The organism is Sulfitobacter sp. PS-8MA (assembly GCF_040933935.1).
In the GTDB taxonomy this organism is placed as follows: domain Bacteria; phylum Pseudomonadota; class Alphaproteobacteria; order Rhodobacterales; family Rhodobacteraceae; genus Sulfitobacter.
Window position 1 is genome coordinate 63,341 of sequence record NZ_JBFQYJ010000004.1, and the last position, 24,276, is coordinate 87,616.

Here is a 24,276-nt window from a genome sequence, read left to right on the forward strand (position 1 = left end):
CGCCGGGCACGAGTAGTGGAGTGGCACAGATGCAACAACAGACAGTATCGCAACAGCCGGGGCGAGAGGGGACCTGCCTGATCGTCGAAGACAGTGAGTTTGACCGCGAGAAACTGCGCCGCATCCTAGCGCGCGCCTATGGCGGGATGCGGGTGGAATTTGCCCCCAGCATCGAAGCCGCGCGGCGCGCCTTGGAACGGGGCGACAAGGCGCTGATCCTGCTCGACAACAACCTGCCCGATGGGCTGGGCGCGAATTTCGCGCTGGAACTGGCCTGTGACGACCGGCATGCCGAGATCCCCGTGATCATGGTCAGCGACTGGCCCTCGCCCTTCATGTGGGAAAAGGCGGCATCGGCAGGGGTGCTCTATGTGGTCAGCAAATCGGATTTCGATGCGCGCTATGTCGAAGCGGCCTTGCGGCAGTTCAAATCCCGCAGGCGGTGCCTGAACTGAGACCAAAAAAACCCCGCCGGGGGGCGGGGTCAAGGTAGGCACCCGCGATGATGCCCCTCACGCAGAGGGGCCGCAGGCGCCGGCGGTGTTCGATTATCCGGGGTGGATCAGTTCGCCATCTCGGCCCTGATCTGCTGACGCAGAATGTCGATCGGGACATTCTTGCCGTCTTTCTTGTAGCACCAATAGGTCCAACCGTTACAGCTTGGCGCTTTCTCATAGGCCGCGCCGACCTGATGGATCGACCCTTTGACATCGCTGCCAATGAGGGTGCCATCGGCACGGACCTTGGCCTTGTGGCGGCCATTCATGGAATAGAGGTTCTCGCCCGGGCGCAGCATGCCGCGCTCGACTAACTGGCCGAAGGGCACCCGCGGCTCGGCGCGTTTGGAGGTGGTGGTTTGCAGCGCTTCGTTGTCGAATTTGCGCACCATCGAGATCCGCTTTTCGGCGACCTTGCGATAGGCTTCTTCACGCTCGATCCCGATGAAATCGCGGCCCAGCATTTTGGCCACCGCGCCGGTGGTGCCGGTGCCGAAGAACGGGTCGAGGATCACATCGCCGGGGTTGGTCGAGCCGACAAGGATACGGTGCAGCAGGCTTTCGGGCTTTTGCGTCGGATGCGCTTTCTCGCCGGCCTCATCCTTCAGCCGCTCATGGCCGGTGCAGATCGGCAGCACCCAATCGCTGCGCATCTGGATGCCTTCGTTCAGCGCCTTCAGGGCTTCGTAGTTAAAGGTGTATTTGCTGTTCTCGCCCTTACCGGCCCAGATCATCGTCTCATGGGCATTGGTGAAACGTTTGCCGCGGAAGTTCGGCATCGGGTTGGACTTGCGCCAGACCACGTCGTTGAGGATCCAGAACCCCTGATCCTGAAGCGCCGCGCCAACACGGAAGATGTTGTGGTAGCTGCCGATCACCCAGATCGCGCCATCGGGTTTCAGCAGACGCCGCGCGGCTTTCAGCCAGGCGCGGGTGAACTCGTCATAGGCTTTGAAGCTGGCGAATTGGTCCCATTCGTCATCAACTGCATCGACCTTGGAATTGTCCGGGCGATGCAAATCGCCTCGCAACTGCAAGTTATAGGGCGGATCCGCGAAGATCAGGTCCACCGACTCTGCTGGCAGGGCGTTCATTGCCTCAATGCAATCGCCCGCAACAATAGTGTTCAAGGGAAGCGCCGCAGCGCCCTTTGTCATCGTTTTCATATCTCTGCCTCATTACCCGGCGCTTAAGCGCTCATTGGTTGTGGATAAAATGAGCCATCAGAGATTCGTGGTCAATTTCTTTTTTGAATCAGTCAGTTAACAAATTGGCTTGATACAAGATATTGTGTACCGGTTTGAACAAACGTCTATGGTGTGGGGTGACACCAAGAGCCCGCAGCGCGGCCATGTGGCTTTTCGATCCATATCCCATATTGGTTTCCCAACCATAGCCCGGATGTTGTTGCGCCAAGTCCACCATGAGGGTATCTCGCGCCGTTTTGGCCACGATGGAGGCCGCCGAAATCGACAGGCAGCGGGCATCGCCCTTTACCACAGGCTGCGCCGGTAGCGTCAGATCGCGGGGCAGCATATTGCCGTCAATGAGCGCGTAATCCGCCGCGCAGCTTAGCCCGGCCAGCGCCCGGGTCATGGCAAGATGGCTGGCACGCAAGATGTTGTGTTCTTCGATCTCTTCGACGCTGGCATGAGCGACACAGACCACCGCCACCTCCATGATCTCATCGCAAAGGCGCTGGCGGGCGCGGGCGGTCAGTTTCTTCGAATCGTTCAGCCCTTCGGGAATATGCCCTTCGGTAAAGACCACTGCGGCGGCGGTGACCGGCCCGGCAAGCGGCCCACGGCCCACCTCATCGACCCCGGCGATCGTGCCAAAGCCCTGCGCCAAGGCGCTGCGTTCGAGTTCATAGTCCGGAATCATGAAGTTGGTGAAACCGCAAGGCGCCTCACGATGCAATAGAAAAGAGAAAGGGGAGGCGCCCGAACACCCCCCCTTTCAAAACCCGAGCGACAGGGACGTGCCGCTCGGTCAAGGCACGCCGGATTTACCGACGGGCCAAGCTGTAGCCGGTGTCGCGCAGGCAGCGGGCATCATAGCCGTAGCGTGCGCCGTCCGCCGTCTTCACGCGTTTGGCGCAATAGCTGGGCAGTCGGTCGACATGGGCGTAATTCTTTTCAAGACAGGGCTCACCGAACATCATCACCTTGCCGTCTTCGCCGTCATAGCTGCGGAAGCATTGCTGCGGCAGCAGCTTGCGGTCGACGCGTTCGGGCAGCGGGCGCACTTCGCGCTCGATATGCGGGGTCACGTCGCGGCTGGGCTGTTCCCACTGAGGTTGGCGGCGCAGATCGGCGCGGGGGCGCAGCCGGGGCCGCTCTGACACGGCGGGGTAATAGCGCGGCGCTTCATAGACAGGGGCGGCGCGGCGGCGGGTCACCGTCTCGCGCTCTCGGTCGCGTTTCTTGTTGTTCTCGTAAATCATCTTGCCAACAATCGCGACGCCCGCGATGGCGGCCAATGTGCGCAGCACATCCTTTTCATCTGCCGCGGCCGGACGTGTGCCAAAGGCTGTGATGGCAACCGACAGGGCGGCGATGGTGGCAATGAACTTGCGGTACATATCTGTGTCCCTTCTCGTTTCAGCGCGTTTCTGCTTGCGCTCTCTGCTGTGACGGCCAGGTTCGGGGGCCGTGTGTCTGTTGGTGCCACAAATTTGGGGGCGGGGCCAAAGACAGGCAATAACAGGGGTCCGTTATCCGATAACAATCTCTGAAAACCGGCTTGGTTATTGAATATCAGCCGGCGAAAGCGCATTAAAAACATATGAAAAACGCATGTTTCACCCTGCTGACCGCGCTGACGGTCACCTTGGCCCTGCCCGCTGCGGCAGCGGCTGATTGCTATGCCGATTACAAGGCCAAGCAAGACGATCCTCTGCGCCTCCACTACGGGGTGGCGCAGATTAACGATGCCTGCGACGCCGCCGGAGCCGAGGCCGAACTCACGCCGCGTCTTGCGGCAGAGGGCTGGACATTGTTGAATGTACTGTCCGTGTTCGGCGACGATGGTCTGGATCAAAGGAAAGACAGTGCAGGAAAATACTACCTCCGCTTCTGATATGCGCAGGTTTGGCGGGCGTTTCGTCGGCGGTGGCATTGCCGCCGTTGCCTTCGTCTTGCTGGCCGGGGCGGCGCTGCTGCTCTGGGCGCTGCCGGATGCCAATGTGTTCAACGCGCGGGTTGAGCGGATCTTTATCGAGAATGACGATCTGACCACCCAGGCCGAGATCAAGCTGCTCGAAATCCTCGCCCAATCCGGTACCGCCTTTTCCGAAACGCTTGCCAGCTACCGTGTGGTCATCATCGTGCTGCTGGTCTTTGCCGCCGCCATGCTGGCCGCCGCGATGGTGTTTCTGATCATGCTCATCGGCTTTAACCGCCGCATGGCGCAGATTGAGCGGGCGGGGATTCAGGTCTCTTCGCTGCTGATCAGCCGTGAGGAAAACACCGTCTATCTCAACAACCTCGGCTTCAAACTGACCGGCGCTGCGATGGAAACGATGTCTGTCCTTGCCGAAGCGCGGATGGATGATGACGTGCTGTCTGGCTCCGAGATCGAGGGGATGATATCGGGCCGCAGCCCGGCCGATTGCGACGAAGCCGCCGGCGCCACCCGGATCAAACGCCTGCGGGACACGCTGGGCAATCAGCTGGTGTCGGAACTGCTGGTCAAGAACATCGCCCGGCGCGGCTATATGCTGGCGATCGACAAGGACGTGATCAAAGTCCTCTGACCCCCGGCGAAACCCTGCCCCGAGCGGCCAGCACATGGCTGGCCCTAGCCAATGCTGCGCAAGCACGGTAAACGGCAGCCAACTGAATGAGACAGACAGGAGTACTCAAATGGGTTATCGCGTCGCCGTCGTAGGCGCCACAGGCAATGTGGGCCGTGAAATGCTGAACATTCTGGACGAGCGCCAGTTCCCGGTGGATGAGATCGTGGCACTGGCCAGCCGCCGGTCGCTGGGGTCCGAAATCAGCTTTGGGGATAAGACCCTGAAGAGCAAAGACCTCGACACCTTTGACTTCACCGGCTGGGACATTGCGCTCTTTGCCGTGGGGTCTGAAGCGACCAAGAAATACGCCCCTGCCGCCGCCAAAGCCGGCTGTGTGGTGATCGATAACTCGTCGCTCTACCGCTATGACCAGGACGTGCCGCTGATCGTGCCGGAGGTGAACCCCGAGGCGGTGCATGGCTATTCCAAGAAAAACATCATCGCCAACCCCAACTGCTCCACCGCGCAGATGGTCGTGGCGCTGAAGCCGCTGCATGACCGGGCCAAGATCAAACGCGTTGTGGTCTCGACCTATCAGTCGGTGTCGGGCGCGGGCAAGGAAGGCATTGACGAGCTTTGGGACCAGACCAAGAGCATCTACAACCCGACCGATGACAAACCCGCCTCCAAATTCACCAAGCAGATCGCATTCAACGTGATTCCGCATATCGACGTCTTCCTTGAGGACGGTTCGACCAAGGAAGAATGGAAGATGGTCGCCGAGACCAAGAAGATCGTCGACCCCTCGATCAAGGTCACCGCGACCTGCGTCCGCGTACCGGTCTTTGTGGGCCATGCCGAGGCGATCAACATCGAGTTCGAAGACCACCTCGACGAAGCCGAAGCCCGCGACATCCTGCGCGAAGCGCCCGGCCTCATGGTGATCGACAAGCGCGAAGACGGCGGCTACGTCACGCCCGTCGAATGTGTCGGTGATTTCGCTACCTTCATCAGCCGCATCCGTCAGGACAGCACCACCGACAACGGTCTGAACCTCTGGTGCGTCAGCGACAACCTGCGCAAGGGTGCCGCCCTGAACGCCGTGCAGATCGCCGAATTGCTGGGCCGCGAAGTGCTGAAAAAGGGCTGAAGCGCGCGTCATAGCGTGAGCAAAAGAAAGGGGGCCAATCGGCCCCCTTTTTCGCGTCCAGCTCTTGGGTGGTGGCGGTGTCAAACCGGCTCGAACTCGCCCGACTTCGCGTCGTAATATTCAAGACTGCCCTCGCCAATGTCGGTCCACAGACCATGCAGGCTCAATGTGCCGGCTTCGACCTTCTCCTTGATCCATGGGAAGGTCATCAGGTTTTCCAAAGAGGTCATCACCGCCTGCCGCTCAAGCTGAAGCTGCTGCTCTGCGGGATCTTCGACGCTTTCGACCTTCTCGTATTTGGGCCGCAACAGGTCCATCCAGCGGCCCACGAAACTGTCTGGCCCCTCAAGCTCGGGGGCTTTGCCCTGACACATCTGAATACAGCCCGCGACCCCGCCACAGCTGGAATGGCCCAGCACGATGAGATGCGCGACCTTCAAGGCATTCACGGCATATTCCACCGCCGCCGAGGTCCCGTGCTGCTTGCCGTCGGGCTCATAGGGCGGGACGAGGTTGGCGATATTGCGGTGAATAAAGAACTCCCCCTGATCGGCGCCAAAGATCGAGGTCACATGCACACGGCTGTCGCAGCAAGAGATCACCATCGCACGGGGGCGCTGCCCTTCGGCGGCCAAACGACGATACCAAGTCTGGTTTTCGGCATATCCGGTTGCCTTCCACCCCTGATAACGTTGCAACAGATACGACGGCAGGGCCTTGGCATTGTCCATGGTCAAACGTTCCTTTTGCCTTTAGCGTTTTACTCGCAAATAGCGCAAATGCACGGCGATTTCGAGGGAAAAGACGCTGGCATCGCAACCCTTTGCACATCTTCATCCGCCATCCTGCACCAAGGCCGTGGGGCTGAATGAAGGGTGACGACATGCAATTGGTGCAAATACGACCGACCGAGCAGGTCTTTGTCGATCAAGAGCGGCTGGGGCTGCTGTACAGGCAATTGGGCGAAGTGGGGGCCGAGGATGTGGTCTGCCGCGCGATGGAAGAACTGGCGCTGCGCATGGCGCATAGTGACCGGCTGTACCGCGCGGGGGATCAGGCCGGGCTGCGCAAAAGCGTGCATCGGCTGATTGCCATCGCGGATCAGATCGGCATGGGGCTGGTCGCGCAGGTGGCAAAGGATGTGACCCTATCGATCGATCAGGCGGATGACATCGCTTTGGCGGCGACATTATCGCGGCTCTTGCGGATTGGCGAACGCTCGCTGACCGCGATCTGGGACATGCAGGACATCACGCTCTGACGGCTTGCGGGTGGCGGTGGAAAGGTTAGGCTGCGCGGCAAATCCAGCTATGCAAAGGTTTGTCATGTCCGCCGAATTCGCCACCGCCTCCGATACCGCCCTGCCGCTGCATGTGCTCAGCGAAACCGACTTGGACGGCTGGCTCGAAAAGCAGGACGCCCCGGTGCAGGCCTGGGTCTCGGCCAGCGGCTTTACCGGCGGTCTGGGGCAGGCGCTGGTGGTGCCGGGGGCCGAAGGCGCGCCGGTGATGGCGCTGGCGGGCTATGGCAGCGCGGCTGCCCGCCGCCGTGGGCGTTTCCATCTCGCCGGGGCCGCAGCGCGTCTGCCCAAGGGGGATTACCAGATCGCCAACGGCTTGCCCGAAGATCAGGCCGCGCCCGAAGCGCTTGGCTGGCTGCTCGCGGGCTACCGTTTCGCGCGTTACCGCGACCAGACCCCGCTGGAGGCAAAGCTTGTCGCGCCCGAGGGGATCGACGCTGAGCACATCGCCGCCATCGCCCGGGGCGAGATGCTGACCCGTGACCTGATCAACACCCCTGCCTCGGACATGGGGCCACCCGATCTCGAAGCCGCGGCGCGCAAATTGGCCGAGCAGCATGGCGCCAAGATCGAGGTGACCACCGGCGAGGCGCTGCTGGAAAACAACCTGCCGATGATCCACACCGTCGGCCGCGCCGCCGACCGTGCGCCGCGCCTGATCGACATGCGGTGGGGCGATACGGGGCCGAGGTTGACGCTTGTGGGCAAGGGTGTCTGTTTTGACACCGGGGGGCTAAACCTGAAACCCGGTGCCTCGATGGGTCTGATGAAAAAGGACATGGGCGGGGCCGCCGCGGTCTTGGGGCTGGCGCAGATGATCATGGCCACGGGTCTGGCCCTGCAGCTGCGTGTACTGATCCCGGCGGTGGAAAATTCGGTGGCGGGCAATGCCTTCCGCCCCGGGGATATCCTGACCTCGCGCAAGGGGCTGACGGTCGAGATCAACAACACCGATGCCGAAGGGCGTTTGGTGCTGGCCGATGCGCTGGCATTGGCGGATGAGGAGGCGCCGGATCAGATCATCTCGATGGCGACCCTCACGGGCGCTGCACGGGTGGCCGTGGGGCCGGATCTTGCGCCCTATTACAGCGATGACGATGCCTTTGTCTCTGCCCTTGAAAACGCGGCGCGCAGGGCCGCTGATCCGGTCTGGCGGATGCCCTTCCATGACGCTTATGAAACCCTGATCGAGCCGGGGATCGCCGACCTCGACAACGCGCCCAAGGGCGGGTTCGCCGGGTCCATCACCGCCGCCCTCTTCCTGCGCCGCTTTGTGACCGACAGCACATATGCGCATTTCGACATCTACGGCTGGCAACCCTCCGACGCCCCGGCCCGGCCCAAAGGCGGCACCGGCCAAGGCACCCGCGCCCTGTTTGCCGCCCTGCCGGACCTGCTGAACCTATGAGCGCGACGGCTCTGATACCCGAAGGCCGTGCCGCGCAGATCGGCGTGCCACTGGCGGACCTCTGCCGCCATCCCGAGGGGCCGCGCGACCGGCAGCTGCTCTTTGGCGAGCGCGTGACGGTATTGGGCGAGACATCGGGCTGGGCGCATGTCGAAGCAGAGAAAGACGGCTATCGCGGCCATCTTCGGCAAAGCGCCCTCACCCGCCCCCGTGCGGCGACCCACCGCGTCTGCGTGCCTGCCACCCATGCCTATGCCCGCGCGGATCTCAAATCACCGGACCTGCTGAGCCTCAGCTACGGCTCGCCCGTCACCGTGACCGCGCAGAGCAAGAATTTTGCCGAGACACCGCAGGGCCATATCCCGCGGGTCCACCTTGCGCCATGGGATCAGCTGCAAGACGACCCGGCCAGGATCGCGGCGCTGTTTCTCGGCACCCCCTATCTCTGGGGCGGCAACAGCCGCTGGGGGATCGACTGCTCCGGCCTTGTGCAAGCCGCGCTGCTCGCCTGCGGCATCCCCTGCCCCGGGGACAGTGGCCAGCAAGAGGGCGTGGTCGGCACGGCGGTTGCCGGGGCCTATCAGCGCAACGACCTGCTGTTCTGGAAGGGCCATGTGGCGCTGGTCGTCGATCCGGAAACCATCATCCACGCCAATGCTCATAGGATGGCCGTGTCCTATGAGCCGATCAAGGACGCCATCCAGCGGATCGAAGCGGGCGGCGACGGGCCGGTGACGGCGCATCGCAGGCCCAACCTGCCCTAATCCACCGAGCGGATCAGCTTGCGCTCCAACACCCGCAGCACAGCCTTGAGATCATGGCCGCGCCGCAGAATCTGCCCGCCGGTGCCGATCACCGCATACATCCCCTGCCGGTTGCGCAGCTTGGGCCGCTTTTCGATCCGGTAGAGCGGGATTTCCGCCGTGCGGCGAAAGACCGAAAAGACCGCCACATCGCGCAGATGTGAGATGCCGTAGTCGCGCCATTCGCCCGCTGCGACCATTCGGCCATAGAGCGATAGAATCAGAGACAATTCAGTGCGGTGAAAGGCGACCTGTTCGGGCTGACGCTCAAAGGCCGAGGCGGACGATGGGGGCTCAATGCTCATAATTGACAGTTGACCTTGCAGGGGGCCAAATCAAGCCCTGACGTGAAGCGCGCTTCAAATCTCTTGAAAGCGTTACAAGATTGTGCAACCTAGCTCAAAATTGAAACACAAAGGCAAGACGGCATGACCCCAGACGCCCGCGCCCGGAAATGCGCCGACGTGATGTTCGCCCAAGACGCGGCCTCTGCCGGGCTGGGCATGCGTATTGATGAGGTCACACCCGGGGGCGCGGTTCTGTCGATGTCGGTGCGTGCCGATATGCTCAACGGTCACGGCATTTGCCACGGCGGCTTTATCTTCAGCCTTGCCGACAGCGCCTTTGCCTTTGCCTGTAACAGCTACAACCAGACCACCGTCGCCCAGCAAAACCAGATCACCTATCTCAGCCCCGGTCAGCCAGAGGAGCGGCTGACCGCCACCGCATGCGAAGTGTCGCGCAGCGGGCGGTCGGGCATCTATGATGTGACGGTGACGGGCGAAGATGGCCGCACCGTCGCCCTGTTTCGCGGGTTGTCCCGCACGTTGAAGGGCCAGCTATTTACCGAGGAGGAGCCGACCTGATGAAAGACCTGACCCCCGCGAAGGACACGCTCGACCCAATTGAGGTCGCCAGCCGGGACGAGATCAGCGCCCTGCAGTTGGAGCGCCTGAAATGGTCCCTGCGCCACGCCTATGACAATGTGCCGTTCTACAAAAAGAGCTTTGACGATGCGGGGGTGCATCCCGACGATCTGAAAGACCTCGCGGATCTGTCGCGCTTTCCCTTCACCGTGAAGACCGACCTGCGCGACAACTACCCTTTCGGCATGTTCGCCGTTCCGCGCACGCAACTGGCACGGATCCATGCCTCCTCCGGCACCACAGGCCAGCCGACGGTGGTGGGCTATACCAAGAATGACCTCGCCAATTGGGGTCAGGTCGTCGCCCGCTCGCTGCGCGCCGCCGGGATGCGGCCCGGTGACATGCTGCACAACGCCTATGGCTACGGGCTGTTCACCGGCGGTCTGGGCATTCACCTTGGCGCCGATGCGCTTGGCCTGTCCTGTGTGCCGATCTCGGGCGGCATGACCCCGCGTCAGGTGCGGCTGATCGAGGATTTCCAACCCAAGGGCATCACCGTCACCCCCTCCTATGCGCTGTCGATCTTGGATGAATATGCCAAACAGGGCATCGACCCGCGGCAATCCTCGCTCGAAGTCGGCATTTTTGGCGCGGAGCCCTGGACCAATGCGATGCGGCTGGAGATTGAACAGGCCTTTGACATGCATGCGGTCGATATCTACGGGCTGAGCGAAGTCATGGGGCCGGGCGTGTCGATGGAATGTGTCGAGACCAAGGACGGGCTGCACATCTGGGAGGATCACTTCTACCCCGAGATCATCAACCCCGAGACCGGCCAACCGGTCGAGGACGGTGAGATGGGGGAGCTGGTCTTTACCTCGCTTACCAAAGAGGCCTTCCCGATCATCCGCTACCGCACCCGCGACCTCACGCGGCTTCTGGCCGGCAGCGCCCGCTCGATGCGGCGGATGGAGAAGGTCACGGGCCGCAGCGACGACATGATCATCCTGCGCGGCGTCAATGTCTTCCCGACCCAGATCGAAGAGGCTTTGATGGCGACGCCGGGCCTCGCCCCGCATTTTCAGATCGAACTGTCGCGCCCGGGCCGCATGGATCAGATGCGCGTGCTTTGCGAATGTGCCGATGCCAGCGTGACCACGGATGCCCGCGCGGCGGCGATCAAAGCGCTGTCCTCGCAGATCAAGCAAACAGTGGGCATTTCGGTCACGGTCGAGGTCATGGATGTCGGCGGCGTTGCCCGGTCAGAGGGCAAAGCCGTGCGCATTCTCGACAAACGTCCCAAGACCTAGGAGCCTTTGGGATCAGCCGCAGGTCACCTTGGTGATCTTACCCTCGGCATCCAACACGATATTGGTGCGCTCCGGTCGGTGATCCGTCGTGACCGGGTCGCCCTCGGTATAGACGCGTTTCGGCTCTGACACGATGCTCGCCGCGGAACGCGGGCGGCCAATCAGCCCCCACCAGCTGCCCTCATTGCAGGTGCCGACTTTCTCACCGGTCGCGACCGGCTTCTCGGCCGACGAGTCAGAGGCGCTTGCCTTAGATTGCGAAGTCTCTGGCTTGGGCTTGGGCGTGTTCGAAGATGTCGGCGCCGGTTTGGGCTTTGGTTTCGGCTCCAGCGCCTGGGTCTGGACGGCGGGCGTCTCGGGAACCGGCTGCGCCACCGTCGCACTGGCCGCGGCTGTCGGCGCGGGCGGCAGCGGTGCGGGGATGACCGGGGCGCAGCCTGCCAGAATAAAGGGTGCCAGAAAAACTACTCTCATGTTCCAAACCTCGTCGTTTCGCCTCGTGCCGGTAGAAGCCGACCCTTAGCGCCAAGAACTAGAGCCGCCTTGCGCCCTGCCAAGCCCCCCTCAAAGCGCGGGCGCCCCGTTTTGAATTGCCCCGCTGCGCCCCGCGCCCTAGACTTGCGCGAGACAAAGGACATGGGCATGCGTTTTTCCTTTAACCGCAAACGGTTCAGAGACCTCAGCGAGCAGGAGGTGCTGGCGCTGGCGATCTCCTCGGAAGAAGACGACGCGCGGATTTACCGTGACTACGCTGAGCGTCTTCGTGCCGATTACCCCGACAGCGCCGCCATTTTCGACGGTATGGCCGCCGAAGAGGACAATCATCGGCGCCGCCTCATCGCCCTGCACCGCGACCGCTTTGGCGAGGTGATCCCGTTGATCCGGCGCGAGCATGTCTCGGGCTATTATGCCCGCCGCCCGGTCTGGCTGATTGAAAACCTGTCCTTGGAGCGCATCCGCGAAGAGGCCGCCGCGATGGAGCAGGACGCCGAGAAATTCTACCTCGCCGCCGCCGCCCGCACCAGCGATGCGGCCACGCGGCAGCTTCTGGGCGATCTGGCGGCCGCCGAGGCGGGGCATCAGGGCAGCGCCCAAGACCTGACGGCAAAACACCTGAGCAAAGACAGCCGCAGCAGTGAGGACCACCGCGCGCACCGCCAATTTCTGCTGACATGGGTGCAGCCGGGGCTGGCGGGGCTGATGGACGGTTCGGTCTCCACCCTCGCGCCGATCTTTGCCACCGCTTTCGCCACCCATGACACCTGGACGACCTTCCTCGTGGGTCTTGCCGCCAGCGTGGGGGCGGGCATCTCGATGGGCTTTACCGAAGCCGCCTCGGACGATGGCGAATTGTCGGGCCGTGGCTCGCCGGTAAAACGCGGGCTGGCCTCGGGGGTGATGACCACCGTGGGCGGCTTGGGCCATGCGCTGCCCTATCTCATCACCGATTTCTGGACCGCGACGGTGGTGGCGATCATCGTCGTCTTCATCGAGCTTTGGGCCATCGCCTGGATCCAGAACAGGTTCATGGAGACGCCGTTTTTCCGCGCCGCATTTCAGGTCGTCCTGGGCGGCGCGCTGGTCTTTGCCGCCGGGGTGCTGATCGGCTCCGGCTAGGCTTGCCCATTGCACCCCATGGGCGGGCTGGCTATTGCTTGACCCATGGTCGCGATCTTCTTGAAAACCCTGCCCTTCTTTGCGCTGATCGGCCTTGGCTACTGGGCCGGGCGCACGCGGTTCTTTTCGGCAGAAGCGACGGCCTATCTCACCAAATTCGTCTTCTATTTCGCCCTGTCGGCGATGCTGTTTCGCTTTTCCGCCAATCTGTCGCTGGCCGAGGTCTGGGACAGCCGCCTTGTCGCCGCCTATCTTTGGGGGACCGCCTTTGTCTATGCCGTGGCGAGCCTCGTCGGTTTCCTGCGCGGGCTCGACGTGGCGACCAATGGGATTGAGGCGCAATGCGCGGTGATCGGCAATACCGGCTTTCTGGGCGTGCCGATGCTGACACTGCTTCTGGGGCCAGAGGCCATTGGCCCGGTGCTGCTGGCGCTCTCCATCGATATGATCATCTTTTCCAGCCTGATCGTGATCCTGATCGTCGGATCGCGCGAAGGGCAGCTGCGGCTGGCGACCCTCAAGATCGTCGGGCTGGGGCTGCTGAAAAACCCGATGATCGTGGCGATCACGCTGGGTTTTCTCTGGTCCGGGTTCGAAATCCCGATCCCGGTGCCGCTGAACGAGTTTCTCGCCATCCTCGGCGGCGCCGCCACCCCCGGCGCGCTTTTCGCCATTGGCGCCTCTCTGGCCTCCAAATCTGCCGAGCGGATCGAGATTGCCGGCTGGCTGAGCTTTTGCAAACTGGTGCTGCACCCGCTCTTTGTGGCCTTTGCCGCGCTGCTGCTCTTTGGCGTTGATCCCTACAAGGCCGGGGTCATCATCGCCGCGGCGTCGCTGCCGGTGGCGGGCAATGTCTATATGCTCGCGCAGCATTACGGCGTCGCGCCTCAGCGGGTCTCTGCCGCCATTCTTGTTTCCACCACGGTCAGTATCGTTACCGTCAGCCTTGTCGTAGGCTGGGTGTCGGCCCTGTGACTTCAACCTATTTCGAAAGGAACGCTGCCATGAAAACCATCTCGGAAAACGCCTGTTTCGGTGGCACGCAGGGGGTCTACTCCCACGCCTCCGACGCCTGCGGCTGCGACATGACATTCGGCCTGTTCCTCCCCGCCGAGGCGCAGGACGGCCCGGTGCCGGTGCTGTGGTATCTCTCGGGCCTGACCTGCACCCATGAGAACGCCATGACCAAAGCCGGCGCGCAGCTTTGGGCGGCCGAACATGGCATCGCGGTGGTTTTCCCCGACACGTCGCCGCGCGGCGAGGATGTGGCAGATGATGACGCCTATGATCTGGGCAAAGGCGCGGGGTTCTATGTGAACGCGACGCAAGACCCATGGGCGGCGCATTACCAGATGTGGGACTATCTGGCCGAGGAACTGCCCGGCCTGCTCGGCGACAACTTTGCTCTCGATATGGAGCGCCAAGGCATCACCGGCCACTCCATGGGCGGCCACGGCGCGCTGACGTTGGCGATGAACCTGCCGGGACGCTTCCTCTCGGTCTCGGCCTTCGCGCCGATCACCCGCCCGACGGCGAGCGATTGGGGCAAGAAACAGCTGAGCGCCTATCTAGGGTCCGATGAGACCGCATGGGCGAAACATGACAGCACTCTGCTGATGCGCGAAAAGGGTTTCGATGGTCCGGTGCTGATCGACCAGGGCAGCAGCGACCAGTTCCTCGACCTCTTGAAGCCCGAAGCGCTGGCCGAGGCCATGGCCGCCAAACGCCAGCAAGGCAGCTTTCGCATGCAGCCGGGTTATGACCACAGCTATTTCTTCGTGGCGAGCTTCATGGAAGACCATGTCGCCTTCCATGCCGACGCGCTTTATGCAGGCTAAGCCATGACCGCGCTTTACATCGACGCCGACGCCTGCCCGGTTAAGGCCGAGGCCGAACGGGTCGCGACCCGGCACAAGATCAAGATGTTCCTCGTCTCCAACGGCGGGTTGCGCCTGTCGCAGAACCCGCTGGTCGAGGTGGTGATCGTGCCTGACGGGCCGGACGTGGCCGACATGTGGATTGCGGACCGTTGCGGTAAGGGCGATGTGGTGGTGACCGGGGACATTCCGCTGGCCGCCAAATGCGTCGAAGCTGGCGCGCGGGTGCTGAAACCCAATGGCGAAGCACTCACTGAGGCCAATATTGGCAATGTGCTGGCGACCCGCGATCTGATGACCGACCTGCGCGCCGCCGACCCCTTTCGCCAAGGCGGCGGCAAAGGGTTTACAAAGGCCGACCGCTCCCGTTTCCTTGAGGCGCTGGAGCGGGAATTGCGTGCCGCAGCACGGGCTTAGCCCGAAATGAGAGGATGAGCAGGATGACACCGCAAGCCGTGGTATTCGACATCGGCAATGTGCTGATCGAGTGGCAACCAGAACGTTTTTACGACAGCGTCATCGGCGAAGACCGCCGCCGCGCCATGTTCGACGCGGTGGACCTGCACGGGATGAACGACCGTGTCGACAGTGGCGAGAACTTTCGCGACACGATCTATGCCGTGGCCGAGGCGACGCCTGATTGGGGCGATGAAATCCGCCTTTGGCACGACCGCTGGATCGAGATGGCCGCCCCGGTGATCGACCATTCCCTGCGGCTGATGAAAGCGCTGCAAGCGCGGGGCGTGCCGGTCTTCTCGCTCACCAACTTTGGCATCCAGAGCTATGATCTGGCCGCCACCCATTATCCTTTCCTGCGCGAATTTGACCGCGACTTTATCTCGGGCCATCTCGGCATGATCAAACCCGCGCCGTCGATCTATGAAACGGTCGAGCAGGGCAGCGGGCTGCCGCCCGAAGCGCTGCTCTTTACCGACGACCGCGCCGATAACATCGCCGCCGCCGCCGCGCGCGGCTGGCAAACACATCACTTTACCGGGCCGCAGGGCTGGGCCGACCGTCTGGTCGCAGCAGGGTTGCTCAGCAAGAAGGAAGCCGCATGACCGATATCCCCAACATTTCCTTTGACGAAGGCGAAGCGCTGCTCGATTGGGTCGCGCTCACCGATGCGCTGGCGGCGGGGCATGATCTGCCCAAGGCCGAGATTGGCGACACTTTCCTTTACCGCGGCAAGGACACGCTTCTGAGCCGCGCCGCATGGATCGACGGGCTCGGCATTGCGGTGAAATCGGCCACGATCTTCCCCGGCAACCCGGAGCGCGAGATGCCGATGGTCAATGGCGGCGTGTCACTTTTCGACGATGAAACCGGGACGCTCGCTGCCATTGTCGACTTTCACCTCGTCACCAAATGGAAAACCGCCGGCGACAGCCTTTTGGCCGCCCGACGCCTCGCCCGCCCGGATAGCGAGAACATCCTGATCGTCGGCGCCGGCACCCAAGGCCGCGCGCTCCACGCCGCCTATTCCGCCGCCTTCCCGCAGGCGCGTTTCACCGTCTGGAACCGCACCGCAAAGAACGCCGAGGCCATGGCGGCAGAGCTCAAGATCGATGTCGCGACCGATCTGGAGCAGGCGGTGCGCGCCGCCGATATCGTCACCTCTGCCACCATGTCGACCGACCCGCTGATCATGGGCGACTGGCTGCAACCCGGCCAGCACATTGATCTGATCGGCGCCTACCGCCCCGACATGCGCGAGGTCGACGACGCAGCATTGCTGCGTGCGCGGGTCTTCGTGGACAGTTTCGACACCACCGTGGGCCATATTGGCGAGGTCAATATCCCGCTTGAAGCCGACACCATCTCCCGCGACCACCTGATCGCAGATTACTACGACCTCACCGCCTTCACCCGCCAAAGCGAGGAGGAGATCACCCTGTTCAAAAACGGCGGCGGCGCGCATCTCGACCTGATGACCGCGCGGCATATTCTGGAAAGCTGGCGGGCGCGTTAAGCGGTCACCAGCCCCTCCAGCCGTTTCTCGCGGATCGGCAGATGCACCACGGCGCTAAAGGCCCCCACGGCCACGCCGACCCACCAGACGCCGGTGTAGCTGCCGTAAATGTCATACATCCGCCCGCCGAGCCAGACGCCGAGGAAACTGCCGAGCTGGTGGCTGAAAAACACGATCCCGTAAAGCGTGCCCATGTAGCGCAGCCCGTAGATATGCGCGACGAGGCCGGAGGTCAGCGGCACCGTGGCAAGCCAGAGCGCGCCCATGCCGACCGAAAAAAGGATCACCGTCCCGGGCGTGATCGGGAACATGATAAAAGCCGCCGCAATCACCGTGCGCCCCACATAGATCCCCGCCAGCAGATATTTCTTGGAATAGCGTTTGCCTGCCCAGCCTGCCAGCAGCGTGCCCGCGATATTGGCCAGCCCGATGAGCGAGATCGCCACCGCACCAAGCGCCGATGTGGTGGTGATGCCGATGTTATGCAGCACGCCCCCGGCGAGGATCGGGCCGCACATCTCGGTCACGAAGGCGGGGAAATGCGCGGTGATAAAGGCAAGCTGATAGCCGCAGGAGAAAAACCCGAGGAAAATGAGCGTATAGGAGGGATCGCGGAAGGCTTTGCCGAGGATCTGGCCCATCGATTCCTCAAGCTCGGCCCGGCTGGCCATGGCGGGCGCGCGCATCATCGGCAGGGTCAGCAGCATGGCAAGGATCACGGCAGCGAAGCTGACAAAGGTCATCTGCCACGACATGAAACCCAGCATCCATTCCGCCACCGGCGCGCCAAAGACCTGCCCGGCGCTGCCCGCCGCCGTGGCAATGGCGAGCGACATGGAGCGGTTTTCATCCGAGGCGGCGCGCCCCACCACGGCCAAAATCACGCCAAACCCGGTGCCCGCAATGCCGAACCCCACCAGCCAGGCATAGGTCTGATGCTCGATCGGCGTGGCGGAATTGGCCGACAAGAGCAGCCCCAGAGCATAGACCACCGCCCCGATGATGATCGCGCGCCGGTCGCCGATCTTTTCCGCCAGCGCGCCAAAGATCGGCTGGCCCACGCCCCAGGCAAGGTTCTGGATCGCGATGGCGAGGGAAAACTCGCTGCGCGCCCAGGCAAATTCCGCGGCAATCGGGATCTGGAACACGCCAAAGGAGGCCCGCACCGCGAAGCTGACCATGATGATGATACATCCGACAATCAGGACCGGGGTGAACAGGGGCGCGCGGCTTTGCATGGAGGAAATCCTTTCCAAGGCAGATTATGGGTTTCCCCGGCGTCGTCAATTGCACATCCCCAATGGCTGGTCAGCCTGCCCGCTCTGCCGTAAACCCTAACCCACAAAGCAAACGGGATCCCCATGGACGAGATCGACAACAAGATCATCGCAGAACTGCGCCGCGATGCGCGCATGTCCTATTCGGCCCTTGCCGCCGCCACCGGCCTGTCGCGGGTGACGGTGCGGGCGCGGGTCGAGCGCTTGGTGACCTCCGGCGCGATCCTGGGCTTTACGCTGATCCTGAAAGAAGACATGCAGCATAGCCCGATCCGGGGCCATACGCTGCTGGCGATCGAAGGCGCCGGCACCGACCGGATCAAACGGCTGCTGGCCGGGATGCCCGCCGTGCAGGCGATCCATGCGACCAATGGCAAATGGGATTTGATTGTCGAGACCGGCACCGAGACGGTCGAAGAGCTCGACAGCGTGCTGGGCAAAATCCGCCGGATTCAGGGGGTGACGTCGAGCGAGACCAACCTGCTGCTCGCCACCCAGATGACCGTCACCAAATAGCGCTCACTCCGCCGAAAGCAGCACGACCTCGACGCGGCGGTTCTGCTCGCGGCCCGCTTCGGTGAGGTTGCTGGCCCGGGGGGCAAGATAGCCCGCCCCCTGCGCCTCAAGCCGCCCCGCCGCGACGCCATGCGCCTCTACCAGCCGTTGCCGCACAGCTTCCGCCCGCTTGCGCGAGAGGGCGATATTGCCCTGAAGCCCGCCCACGGCATCGGTATGCCCCACCAGCGCGACCCGCAGGCTGGTGTCCGATTTCAGCAGATCGGCCAATTGCGCCAGCGTTTCAAAAGGGCCAGCGCCAAGGTCGGATGTGCCGGTCTCGAATTCCAACCGCTCCAGCACCAGCCGCCCATCCTGTTTCAGGCGCGCGGCCAGATCCCCCGCCGCGGCAGGGAGCGGCGGCGCGGCGGTGGGCTCTGGCGTAACCGCATCGCGCGCGGCCTCTGGCGCATCGGCGCTGCTGGCCTGGATGATCTGCACATAGGCCGAGGTCGCCGCCGTGCTGGCCAGAATATTCACCGCTTGGCTTGGGCTGCCCTCCGCGTCCCGGCGCAGGGCGGTGACGACGTGATAGGAGCGCAGATTGACATACATATTCGGCCCCGGCAGCACCTCGATGGCAAAGCGAAAGTCGAAACCGCCACATTCCTTGGCGCTGCAGTCGAGCACGATGTCATAGCCCGCCTCGCGCAGCTGCCGCCGCAGCGGGCGCATCACCTGCAAAGCGGTCAGACCGGGCGTGTCCAGCCGCCAGGCCGCGCGGCGCACCTCGCCGTCGATATTGACCCGCGCCACCTGCCCTTCGGCAAAGACGCCGACCGGGGCGGCATAGCGGTCCGGCGATGTGTTGCGCTCCGCCGTCATCCGCGCCGTGCTGGGCAGGGCAAGGTCGAGCGCGGCCACGGGGGCGGCAAACAACAGCGCGAAAAGGGCCGCGCTGAGGCCCGCGCGGCTCATCGTGCCTGCGCGTGGTAATCGTCGTTGGGGCGCATGTCGGTGGCGCTGGCCACCCGGTTGGTCATATTGAAGAACCCCGCCACGCTGGCGATGTCGAAAATGTCGCGGTCGGTGAAGCCTGCGTCGCGCAGCGCCTGACGGTCGGCTTCTTCGACCTTGGCGCTGGCCTCGGTCAGCTTCACCGCGAAATCCAGCATGGCGCGTTGTTTGGCGCTGATCTTGGCCACGCGGTAGTTCATCACCAGCGCCTCGCCCAGCTGCGGATCGCCCGACAATTCGCGGACCGCCGCCCCATGGGCCACAAGGCAATAGTAGCATTTGTTGACCGAGGACACCGCCACCGCGATCATCTCACGCTCCAGCTTGCTGAGCGCGCTGTCGCCCAGCATCAGGTCGTTATACATGCCGGTAAAGGCGTTCAGCTTGTCGATGTCAAAAGCATAGGCGCGCAGCACATTGGGCACCATGCCGAGCTTTTCCTGACAGACGTCAAAGTATTTCTGCGTGTCTGCGGGCAGCGGATCGACCATCGGCAGATCAAGGGCGGTGGGCTGGTCTTTGGCCATGGGCGGCTCCTTTATTCCGGGCTTTGACGGTAATGATAGCGCCCGACCGGGGCAAAGCCCAGCTTGGCATAAAGCGCCTGTGCGCGGGTATTGGCCTCAACGCACAGCACCGACAAGTGCTCGGCGCCCTGCGCCTGCCCCCAATGCGCGGCGGCGCGCATGATCCATGTGGCGACGCCCTGACGCTGCTGGTGTGGCAAGACCTCGACCGCATGCACCATGCAGATGTCTTCATGCAGCCCGGCAAAGGCGACGCCGGCGGGTTTCTCGTTCCAGCGCGCGAGGATGCCGGTCTTGGTCGCGGCGCGTTCCATCACGGCAAGACGCGCCGGGCCAATGCCGCCTGCGGCCCAGATCTCGGTCATGATCGCCAGCGGCTCCCAGATGCAAAAGGCGGTGACCGGGGGCATTGGCAGATCGGTCAGCCTGCGCAGCGGCATGTTGAGAATGAGGGTCGGGTCCAGCACCTCATAGCCGCGTGCCGCCAGCAGCGCGTCAAGCGCCTCCTCGCCTTCGCGGAGCATGAACAGCGGGCGCTGGCCGATCTCGCGCATGGCGGCTTCGGCGTCGGGGATATCGGCGTTCGTCACCGCCCCCCGCGCTGTCGCGGCAGAGACGCGTTTGCCGCCACCCTGCCCCTCGCGCAGGGTCCATGGCCCGTGGTCAAAGCGCCGCGCGGCGGGCCATGTCGCCTCTCCCGCGTCAAAATACGCCTCTGCTGCGCTCATGCGAAAGCGGCCTTGAGCTTGTCCATCGCGGCCTCGACCATCCCGGGATCACTGCCGCGGATTACCACATGGGCGCCATAGATACCGTCTTTCTGAAACGGATAGCTGCCCATCGACAGATGCGGATATTCCTCGGCCAAGGCCCCCAGCGGCCCGGCGATATCGCCTTCACCCCGGTCGATCCGCAGGGTCTGGCTGATCAGTGGCCGCCCGCCCGTCAGCCCCGGCAGGACGCTGGCCACCATCGCCTCGAAGACCGCAGGCACCCCGGCCATGACATGCACGTTCTCCACCACAAAGCCCGGCGCGGCCGAGACCGGGTTTTCGATCAACACCGCCCCTTCGGGGATCCGCGCCATGCGCAGGCGGGCGTCGTTCAACTCGGTCCCGCTGCGGGCATAGTGGTCGGCCAGAATCTGGCGTGCATCCTCGCGCACGTCGATCTCGCGGTTGAAGGCCGCGGCGATGCAATCGGCGGTGATGTCGTCATGGGTGGGCCCGATCCCGCCCGAGGTAAAGACATGGGTATAGGCTTTCGAAAGCGCCTGCACCGCGGCGATGATCGCGCCGTGATCGTCAGAGACCACGCGCACCTCTTTCAGATCAATGCCCACTTCGGTCAGCGCCCCGGCAAGGTGATGCATATTGCTGTCGCGGGTCCGGCCTGAGAGGATTTCGTCGCCGATCACGATCATCGCAGCGGTGGGGTTGGGCATGGGGCGGCTCCTTGAGGATGGCTCCACTTCGGTATAGGCCGCGCCCCATGCGCTTTCAAACCGAACTTGTCCCCGCCCGGCTGATCCGCCGCTACAAACGCTTTCTGGCCGATTGCGTGCTGGAGGAGACCGGCGAAGAGGTGGTCGCCCATTGCGCCAACCCCGGCTCGATGATGGGGCTGGCGGACCCCGGCAGCCGGATCTGGCTGGAGCCGAATGACGACCCGAAGAAAAAGCTGAACTACGGCTGGCGCTTGGTCGATCATGGGAACGGCCATTTCACCGGGGTCGATACCGCCCTGCCCAACCGCGCCATGCGGGCGGCGCTGATGGCGCGCGAGGTGGCACCGCTGGCGGCCTATACCGAGGTGCGGCCAGAAGTGAAATACGGGGAGAACTCCCGCATCGACTTTCTGCTGCGCGGCGAGGGGCTGCCGGATGCCTATGTCGAGGTCAAATCGGTGACGCTCTCGCGACGGGCCGGGCTGGCCGAGTTTCCCGACAGCGTGACCGCCCGCGGGGCGAAACATCTGGGCGAACTGGCAAAGATGGCGCAGGCCGGGCAGCGGGCCGTGCTGCTCTACCTCGTGCAACGGACCGACTGCAGGCAGATGCAACTGGCGGCGGATATCGACCCGACCTATGCCGCGGCCTTTGAGGCCGCCCGCGCCGCAGGTCTGGAAACCTATGCCATCGGCACCCATATCACCCCACAGGCCGTGACTTTGGCCGAACCACTTACCCTTCTGGGCTGAGCCGCACTGGCCCTCCCCCAAAAGCCACGCTAAACAGGAGCGAACACAAGGATGGAGAGAGCGGTGAACAACGCACACCGAGGCCGCCAGACGCGCGACGGCATTCGCATTTATGAACCCTCGGATCACGCAGGGATGCATGCGGCGGGCCGTTTGGCCGCGACGATCCTTGATGAGATCGCCGAACATGTCTTTCCGGGGCAAACCACCGGAGAGCTCGACCGGCTGATCGAAGAAAAGGTCAATGCCGCCGGGGCGAAATCCGCGACCATTGGCTATAAGGGCTATCAGCACGCCAGCTGCATCTCGGTGAACCATGTGGTCTGCCACGGCATCCCCAGCGACAAGAAGCTCAAAGACGGCGACATTCTCAACATCGACGTGACCGTGATCGTTGATGGCTGGTTCGGCGACACCAGCCGGATGTATGTCGCGGGCAAACTGTCGCGCAAGGCCGAGCGTCTGATCAACGTGACCCATGACAGTCTGATGCGCGGGATTGAGGCGGTGAAGCCGGGCAATACCTTTGGTGACATCGGCCATGCGATCCAGACCTTCGTGGAAAGCCACCGCATGTCTGTCGTGACCGATTTCTGCGGCCATGGCCTTGGGCAGGTGTTCCACGCACCGCCCAATGTGCTGCACTATGGCCGCCCCGGCACGGGGGCTGTGCTGGAGCCGGGCATGTTCTTTACCATCGAGCCGATGGTGAACCTTGGCCGGGCCGAGACCAAGACCCTGGCCGATGATTGGACGGCGGTGACCCGCGACAAATCGCTCTCGGCCCAGTTTGAGCATTCGGTGGGCGTGACCGAAGATGGGGTCGAGATCTTTACCCTGTCGCCCGGCGGGCTGTTCCACCCGACCTACCGCCAGGACTGACCCAAGCAGTTTGGGATTGGCGATGGGCGCTGGCGGTCAGCACCGCCGGACATTGCGGGGCGTGGCAGGCCGGCTGTAAGCGCGGTTAGCTTGTTGACGGGGTGACGAAGGGGGCGCTGCCCCCATCGCGCAGAGCGCGATTCCCCCGCGGGTATTTTTAAAAGGATGAAGGGGGGGGCGGGGTACGATCCCCGCCCCGCTGTTTTAGAGGCTGGCGTCGAGTGCTTTGAGGATGGCGTTGCCCATTTCCTCGGTGGTGATCGGGGTGCCGCCTTCGGGGCCCATGAGGTCAGGCGTGCGGGCGCCGTCGGCCAGCGCCTGTTCGACGGCTTTTTCCAGACGCGCCGCTTCTTCGCCTTGGTCGAAGGAATAGCGCAGCGCCATGGCGAAGCTGAGGATACAGGCGATCGGGTTGGCCTTGCCCTGGCCCGCGATGTCGGGGGCGGAGCCGTGCACGGGCTCATAGAGGGCTTTCGGGCGGCCATCGGCATTGGGGGCGCCGAGGCTGGCCGAGGGCAGCATGCCGAGGCTGCCGGTGAGCATGGCGGCGCAGTCGCTGAGGATGTCGCCAAAGAGATTGTCGGTGACGATGACGTCGAATTGTTTCGGGGCGCGCACGAGCTGCATGGCGCCATTGTCGGCGTACATATGGCTCAGCTCGACATCGGGGTAATCGGCATCGCGGACCCGCTGGGTGACTTCGCGCCAGAGGATGCCGCTTTCCATGACATTGGCTTTTTCCATCGAACAGACCTTGCCGCCGCGGCGGCGGGCCAGTTCAAAGGCGGAACGGGCGACGCGTTCGATCTCGCTTTCGGTGTAGCGCTGCGTGTTGATGCCGACGCGTTCGTTGCCTTCCTCGAAAATGCCGCGCGGCTCGCCGAAATAGACGCCGGAGGTCAGTTCGCGCACGATCATGATGTCGAGGCCCGCGACCACGTCTTTCTTCAGCGAGGAGAAATCGGCCAGCGCGTCGAAACATTGCGCGGGGCGCAGGTTGGAGAAGAGGTCCATTTCCTTGCGCAGACGCAGGAGGCCGCGCTCGGGTTTCACGGAGAAGTCGAGATCGTCGTATTTCGGGCCGCCGACGGCGCCCAAGAGCACCGCGTCGACGTCGAGGGCGCGGGCCATCGTATCGTCATGCAAGGGCGTGCCGTGTTTGTCATAGGCCGCACCGCCCACCAGATCATGCTCTACGTCGAAGGCCAGATCGCGCTTTTCGCCGAACCAGTCGATGATGCGCGTGACCTGCGCCATGACCTCGGGGCCGATGCCGTCGCCGGGGAGGATGAGCAAGGATGGGTTGGCCATGGGAAACTCCTGAAAATACGGTTGCAATG

General features: G+C 63.3%; 30 protein-coding genes. 18 read left to right on the top strand and 12 right to left on the bottom strand.

Annotated features, from left to right (window positions below; translation table 11 throughout):
* Positions 1-29: 29 nt before the first annotated feature.
* Positions 30-455 (top strand): response regulator, encoded by a 426-nt coding sequence (locus AB4M76_RS02120; RefSeq protein WP_368440159.1) that lies wholly within the window; start codon positions 30-32, stop codon positions 453-455.
* Positions 456-562: 107 nt separating this feature from the next.
* Here AB4M76_RS02120 and AB4M76_RS02125 read toward each other — a convergent pair whose 3' ends face one another.
* The 3 genes from AB4M76_RS02125 to AB4M76_RS02135 form a co-directional block, all read right to left on the bottom strand.
* The gene (locus tag AB4M76_RS02125; protein WP_368440160.1) at positions 563-1,663 is read right to left on the bottom strand and encodes a site-specific DNA-methyltransferase; all 1,101 of its coding nucleotides are present in this window, start codon (positions 1,661-1,663) and stop codon (positions 563-565) included.
* A gap of 88 nt (positions 1,664-1,751) precedes the next feature.
* Positions 1,752-2,381: a ribonuclease HII gene (locus AB4M76_RS02130; RefSeq protein WP_368440161.1), complete on the bottom strand. Its 630-nt coding sequence runs from the start codon at positions 2,379-2,381 to the stop codon at positions 1,752-1,754.
* A gap of 124 nt (positions 2,382-2,505) precedes the next feature.
* Positions 2,506-3,081: a hypothetical protein gene (locus tag AB4M76_RS02135; RefSeq protein WP_368440162.1), complete on the bottom strand. Its 576-nt coding sequence runs from the start codon at positions 3,079-3,081 to the stop codon at positions 2,506-2,508.
* Positions 3,082-3,284: 203 nt separating this feature from the next.
* Here AB4M76_RS02135 and AB4M76_RS02140 point away from each other — a divergent pair, with 203 nt between their 5' ends.
* The 3 genes from AB4M76_RS02140 (at position 3,285) to AB4M76_RS02150 (ending at position 5,386) form a co-directional block, all read left to right on the top strand.
* Positions 3,285-3,578: a hypothetical protein gene (locus AB4M76_RS02140; protein ID WP_368440163.1), complete on the top strand. Its 294-nt coding sequence runs from the start codon at positions 3,285-3,287 to the stop codon at positions 3,576-3,578.
* A gap of 1 nt (position 3,579) precedes the next feature.
* Positions 3,580-4,254 carry a hypothetical protein gene (locus tag AB4M76_RS02145; protein WP_368440329.1) on the top strand — a complete coding sequence of 225 codons (675 nt, stop codon included), beginning with the start codon at positions 3,580-3,582 and terminating at the stop codon, positions 4,252-4,254.
* A 109-nt stretch (positions 4,255-4,363) separates the two neighbouring features.
* Positions 4,364-5,386 carry an aspartate-semialdehyde dehydrogenase gene (locus AB4M76_RS02150; protein WP_368440164.1) on the top strand — a complete coding sequence of 341 codons (1,023 nt, stop codon included), beginning with the start codon at positions 4,364-4,366 and terminating at the stop codon, positions 5,384-5,386.
* A gap of 80 nt (positions 5,387-5,466) precedes the next feature.
* Here the strand turns inward: AB4M76_RS02150 and AB4M76_RS02155 are convergent, their stop codons facing one another.
* A complete protein-coding gene (locus AB4M76_RS02155) occupies positions 5,467-6,117 on the bottom strand; it encodes a carbonic anhydrase (RefSeq protein ID WP_368440165.1) in 651 nt (216 codons plus the stop codon).
* A 137-nt stretch (positions 6,118-6,254) separates the two neighbouring features.
* Here AB4M76_RS02155 and AB4M76_RS02160 point away from each other — a divergent pair, with 137 nt between their 5' ends.
* The 3 genes from AB4M76_RS02160 (at position 6,255) to AB4M76_RS02170 (ending at position 8,858) form a co-directional block, all read left to right on the top strand.
* Positions 6,255-6,647, top strand: a complete 393-nt coding sequence (locus AB4M76_RS02160) for a hypothetical protein (protein ID WP_368440166.1) — start codon at positions 6,255-6,257, stop codon at positions 6,645-6,647.
* A 64-nt stretch (positions 6,648-6,711) separates the two neighbouring features.
* A complete protein-coding gene (locus tag AB4M76_RS02165) occupies positions 6,712-8,094 on the top strand; it encodes a M17 family metallopeptidase (RefSeq protein ID WP_368440167.1) in 1,383 nt (460 codons plus the stop codon).
* Positions 8,091-8,858 carry a C40 family peptidase gene (locus AB4M76_RS02170; RefSeq protein WP_368440168.1) on the top strand — a complete coding sequence of 256 codons (768 nt, stop codon included), beginning with the start codon at positions 8,091-8,093 and terminating at the stop codon, positions 8,856-8,858. The genes AB4M76_RS02165 and AB4M76_RS02170 overlap by 4 nt, the downstream gene beginning before the upstream one ends.
* Here the strand turns inward: AB4M76_RS02170 and AB4M76_RS02175 are convergent.
* The gene (locus tag AB4M76_RS02175; protein WP_368440169.1) at positions 8,855-9,202 is read right to left on the bottom strand and encodes a DUF2794 domain-containing protein; all 348 of its coding nucleotides are present in this window, start codon (positions 9,200-9,202) and stop codon (positions 8,855-8,857) included. The genes AB4M76_RS02170 and AB4M76_RS02175 overlap by 4 nt on opposite strands.
* Positions 9,203-9,325: 123 nt before the next feature.
* Here AB4M76_RS02175 and paaI point away from each other — a divergent pair, with 123 nt between their 5' ends.
* Complete coding sequence (gene paaI / locus AB4M76_RS02180) at positions 9,326-9,763, top strand: hydroxyphenylacetyl-CoA thioesterase PaaI (protein ID WP_368440170.1); 438 nt, start codon at positions 9,326-9,328, stop codon at positions 9,761-9,763.
* Positions 9,763-11,073 (top strand): phenylacetate--CoA ligase PaaK, encoded by a 1,311-nt coding sequence (paaK, locus tag AB4M76_RS02185; RefSeq protein ID WP_368440171.1) that lies wholly within the window; start codon positions 9,763-9,765, stop codon positions 11,071-11,073. The genes paaI and paaK overlap by 1 nt, the downstream gene beginning before the upstream one ends.
* Before the next feature lie 12 nt (positions 11,074-11,085).
* On the opposite strand, the gene AB4M76_RS02190 is transcribed toward paaK, so the two are convergent.
* The gene (locus AB4M76_RS02190; protein WP_368440172.1) at positions 11,086-11,547 is read right to left on the bottom strand and encodes an I78 family peptidase inhibitor; all 462 of its coding nucleotides are present in this window, start codon (positions 11,545-11,547) and stop codon (positions 11,086-11,088) included.
* Between the two features lie 168 nt (positions 11,548-11,715).
* Between AB4M76_RS02190 and mbfA the strand changes: the two genes are divergently transcribed.
* The 6 genes from mbfA to AB4M76_RS02220 are packed head-to-tail and all read left to right on the top strand — an operon-like array spanning position 11,716 to position 16,539.
* Positions 11,716-12,690: an iron exporter MbfA gene (gene mbfA / locus AB4M76_RS02195; RefSeq protein WP_368440173.1), complete on the top strand. Its 975-nt coding sequence runs from the start codon at positions 11,716-11,718 to the stop codon at positions 12,688-12,690.
* 45 nt (positions 12,691-12,735) lie between these two features.
* Positions 12,736-13,665: an AEC family transporter gene (locus AB4M76_RS02200; RefSeq protein WP_368440174.1), complete on the top strand. Its 930-nt coding sequence runs from the start codon at positions 12,736-12,738 to the stop codon at positions 13,663-13,665.
* A gap of 29 nt (positions 13,666-13,694) precedes the next feature.
* The gene (gene fghA, locus AB4M76_RS02205; RefSeq protein WP_368440175.1) at positions 13,695-14,528 is read left to right on the top strand and encodes an S-formylglutathione hydrolase; all 834 of its coding nucleotides are present in this window, start codon (positions 13,695-13,697) and stop codon (positions 14,526-14,528) included.
* 3 nt (positions 14,529-14,531) lie between these two features.
* Positions 14,532-14,984 carry a YaiI/YqxD family protein gene (locus AB4M76_RS02210; protein WP_368440176.1) on the top strand — a complete coding sequence of 151 codons (453 nt, stop codon included), beginning with the start codon at positions 14,532-14,534 and terminating at the stop codon, positions 14,982-14,984.
* A 23-nt stretch (positions 14,985-15,007) separates the two neighbouring features.
* A complete protein-coding gene (locus AB4M76_RS02215) occupies positions 15,008-15,628 on the top strand; it encodes an HAD family hydrolase (protein ID WP_368440177.1) in 621 nt (206 codons plus the stop codon).
* Complete coding sequence (locus AB4M76_RS02220; RefSeq protein ID WP_368440178.1) at positions 15,625-16,539, top strand: ornithine cyclodeaminase family protein; 915 nt, start codon at positions 15,625-15,627, stop codon at positions 16,537-16,539. The genes AB4M76_RS02215 and AB4M76_RS02220 overlap by 4 nt, the downstream gene beginning before the upstream one ends.
* Here the strand turns inward: AB4M76_RS02220 and AB4M76_RS02225 are convergent.
* Entirely contained in the window at positions 16,536-17,777 is a 1,242-nt protein-coding gene (locus AB4M76_RS02225) for an MFS transporter (RefSeq protein WP_368440179.1), read from the bottom strand. The two genes, AB4M76_RS02220 and AB4M76_RS02225, sit on opposite strands and share 4 nt — an antisense overlap.
* A 123-nt stretch (positions 17,778-17,900) precedes the next feature.
* Here AB4M76_RS02225 and AB4M76_RS02230 point away from each other — a divergent pair, with 123 nt between their 5' ends.
* A complete protein-coding gene (locus AB4M76_RS02230; RefSeq protein ID WP_368440180.1) occupies positions 17,901-18,332 on the top strand; it encodes an Lrp/AsnC family transcriptional regulator in 432 nt (143 codons plus the stop codon).
* 3 nt (positions 18,333-18,335) lie between these two features.
* Here the strand turns inward: AB4M76_RS02230 and AB4M76_RS02235 are convergent, their stop codons facing one another.
* The 4 genes from AB4M76_RS02235 to AB4M76_RS02250 are packed head-to-tail and all read right to left on the bottom strand — an operon-like array spanning position 18,336 to position 21,299.
* Entirely contained in the window at positions 18,336-19,289 is a 954-nt protein-coding gene (locus tag AB4M76_RS02235; protein ID WP_368440181.1) for an OmpA family protein, read from the bottom strand.
* A complete protein-coding gene (locus AB4M76_RS02240) occupies positions 19,286-19,855 on the bottom strand; it encodes a peroxidase-related enzyme (protein ID WP_368440182.1) in 570 nt (189 codons plus the stop codon). The genes AB4M76_RS02235 and AB4M76_RS02240 overlap by 4 nt, the downstream gene beginning before the upstream one ends.
* Positions 19,856-19,866: 11 nt before the next feature.
* Entirely contained in the window at positions 19,867-20,583 is a 717-nt protein-coding gene (locus tag AB4M76_RS02245; RefSeq protein WP_368440183.1) for a GNAT family N-acetyltransferase, read from the bottom strand.
* The gene (locus tag AB4M76_RS02250) at positions 20,580-21,299 is read right to left on the bottom strand and encodes a competence/damage-inducible protein A (protein ID WP_368440184.1); all 720 of its coding nucleotides are present in this window, start codon (positions 21,297-21,299) and stop codon (positions 20,580-20,582) included. The genes AB4M76_RS02245 and AB4M76_RS02250 overlap by 4 nt, the downstream gene beginning before the upstream one ends.
* A gap of 47 nt (positions 21,300-21,346) precedes the next feature.
* Between AB4M76_RS02250 and sfsA the strand changes: the two genes are divergently transcribed.
* A complete protein-coding gene (gene sfsA, locus AB4M76_RS02255; protein WP_368440185.1) occupies positions 21,347-22,054 on the top strand; it encodes a DNA/RNA nuclease SfsA in 708 nt (235 codons plus the stop codon).
* Positions 22,055-22,105: 51 nt separating this feature from the next.
* Complete coding sequence (gene map / locus AB4M76_RS02260) at positions 22,106-22,936, top strand: type I methionyl aminopeptidase (protein WP_368440186.1); 831 nt, start codon at positions 22,106-22,108, stop codon at positions 22,934-22,936.
* Positions 22,937-23,140: 204 nt separating this feature from the next.
* Here the strand turns inward: map and leuB are convergent, their stop codons facing one another.
* Entirely contained in the window at positions 23,141-24,247 is a 1,107-nt protein-coding gene (leuB, locus tag AB4M76_RS02265; protein ID WP_368440187.1) for a 3-isopropylmalate dehydrogenase, read from the bottom strand.
* Positions 24,248-24,276 lie beyond the last annotated feature (29 nt).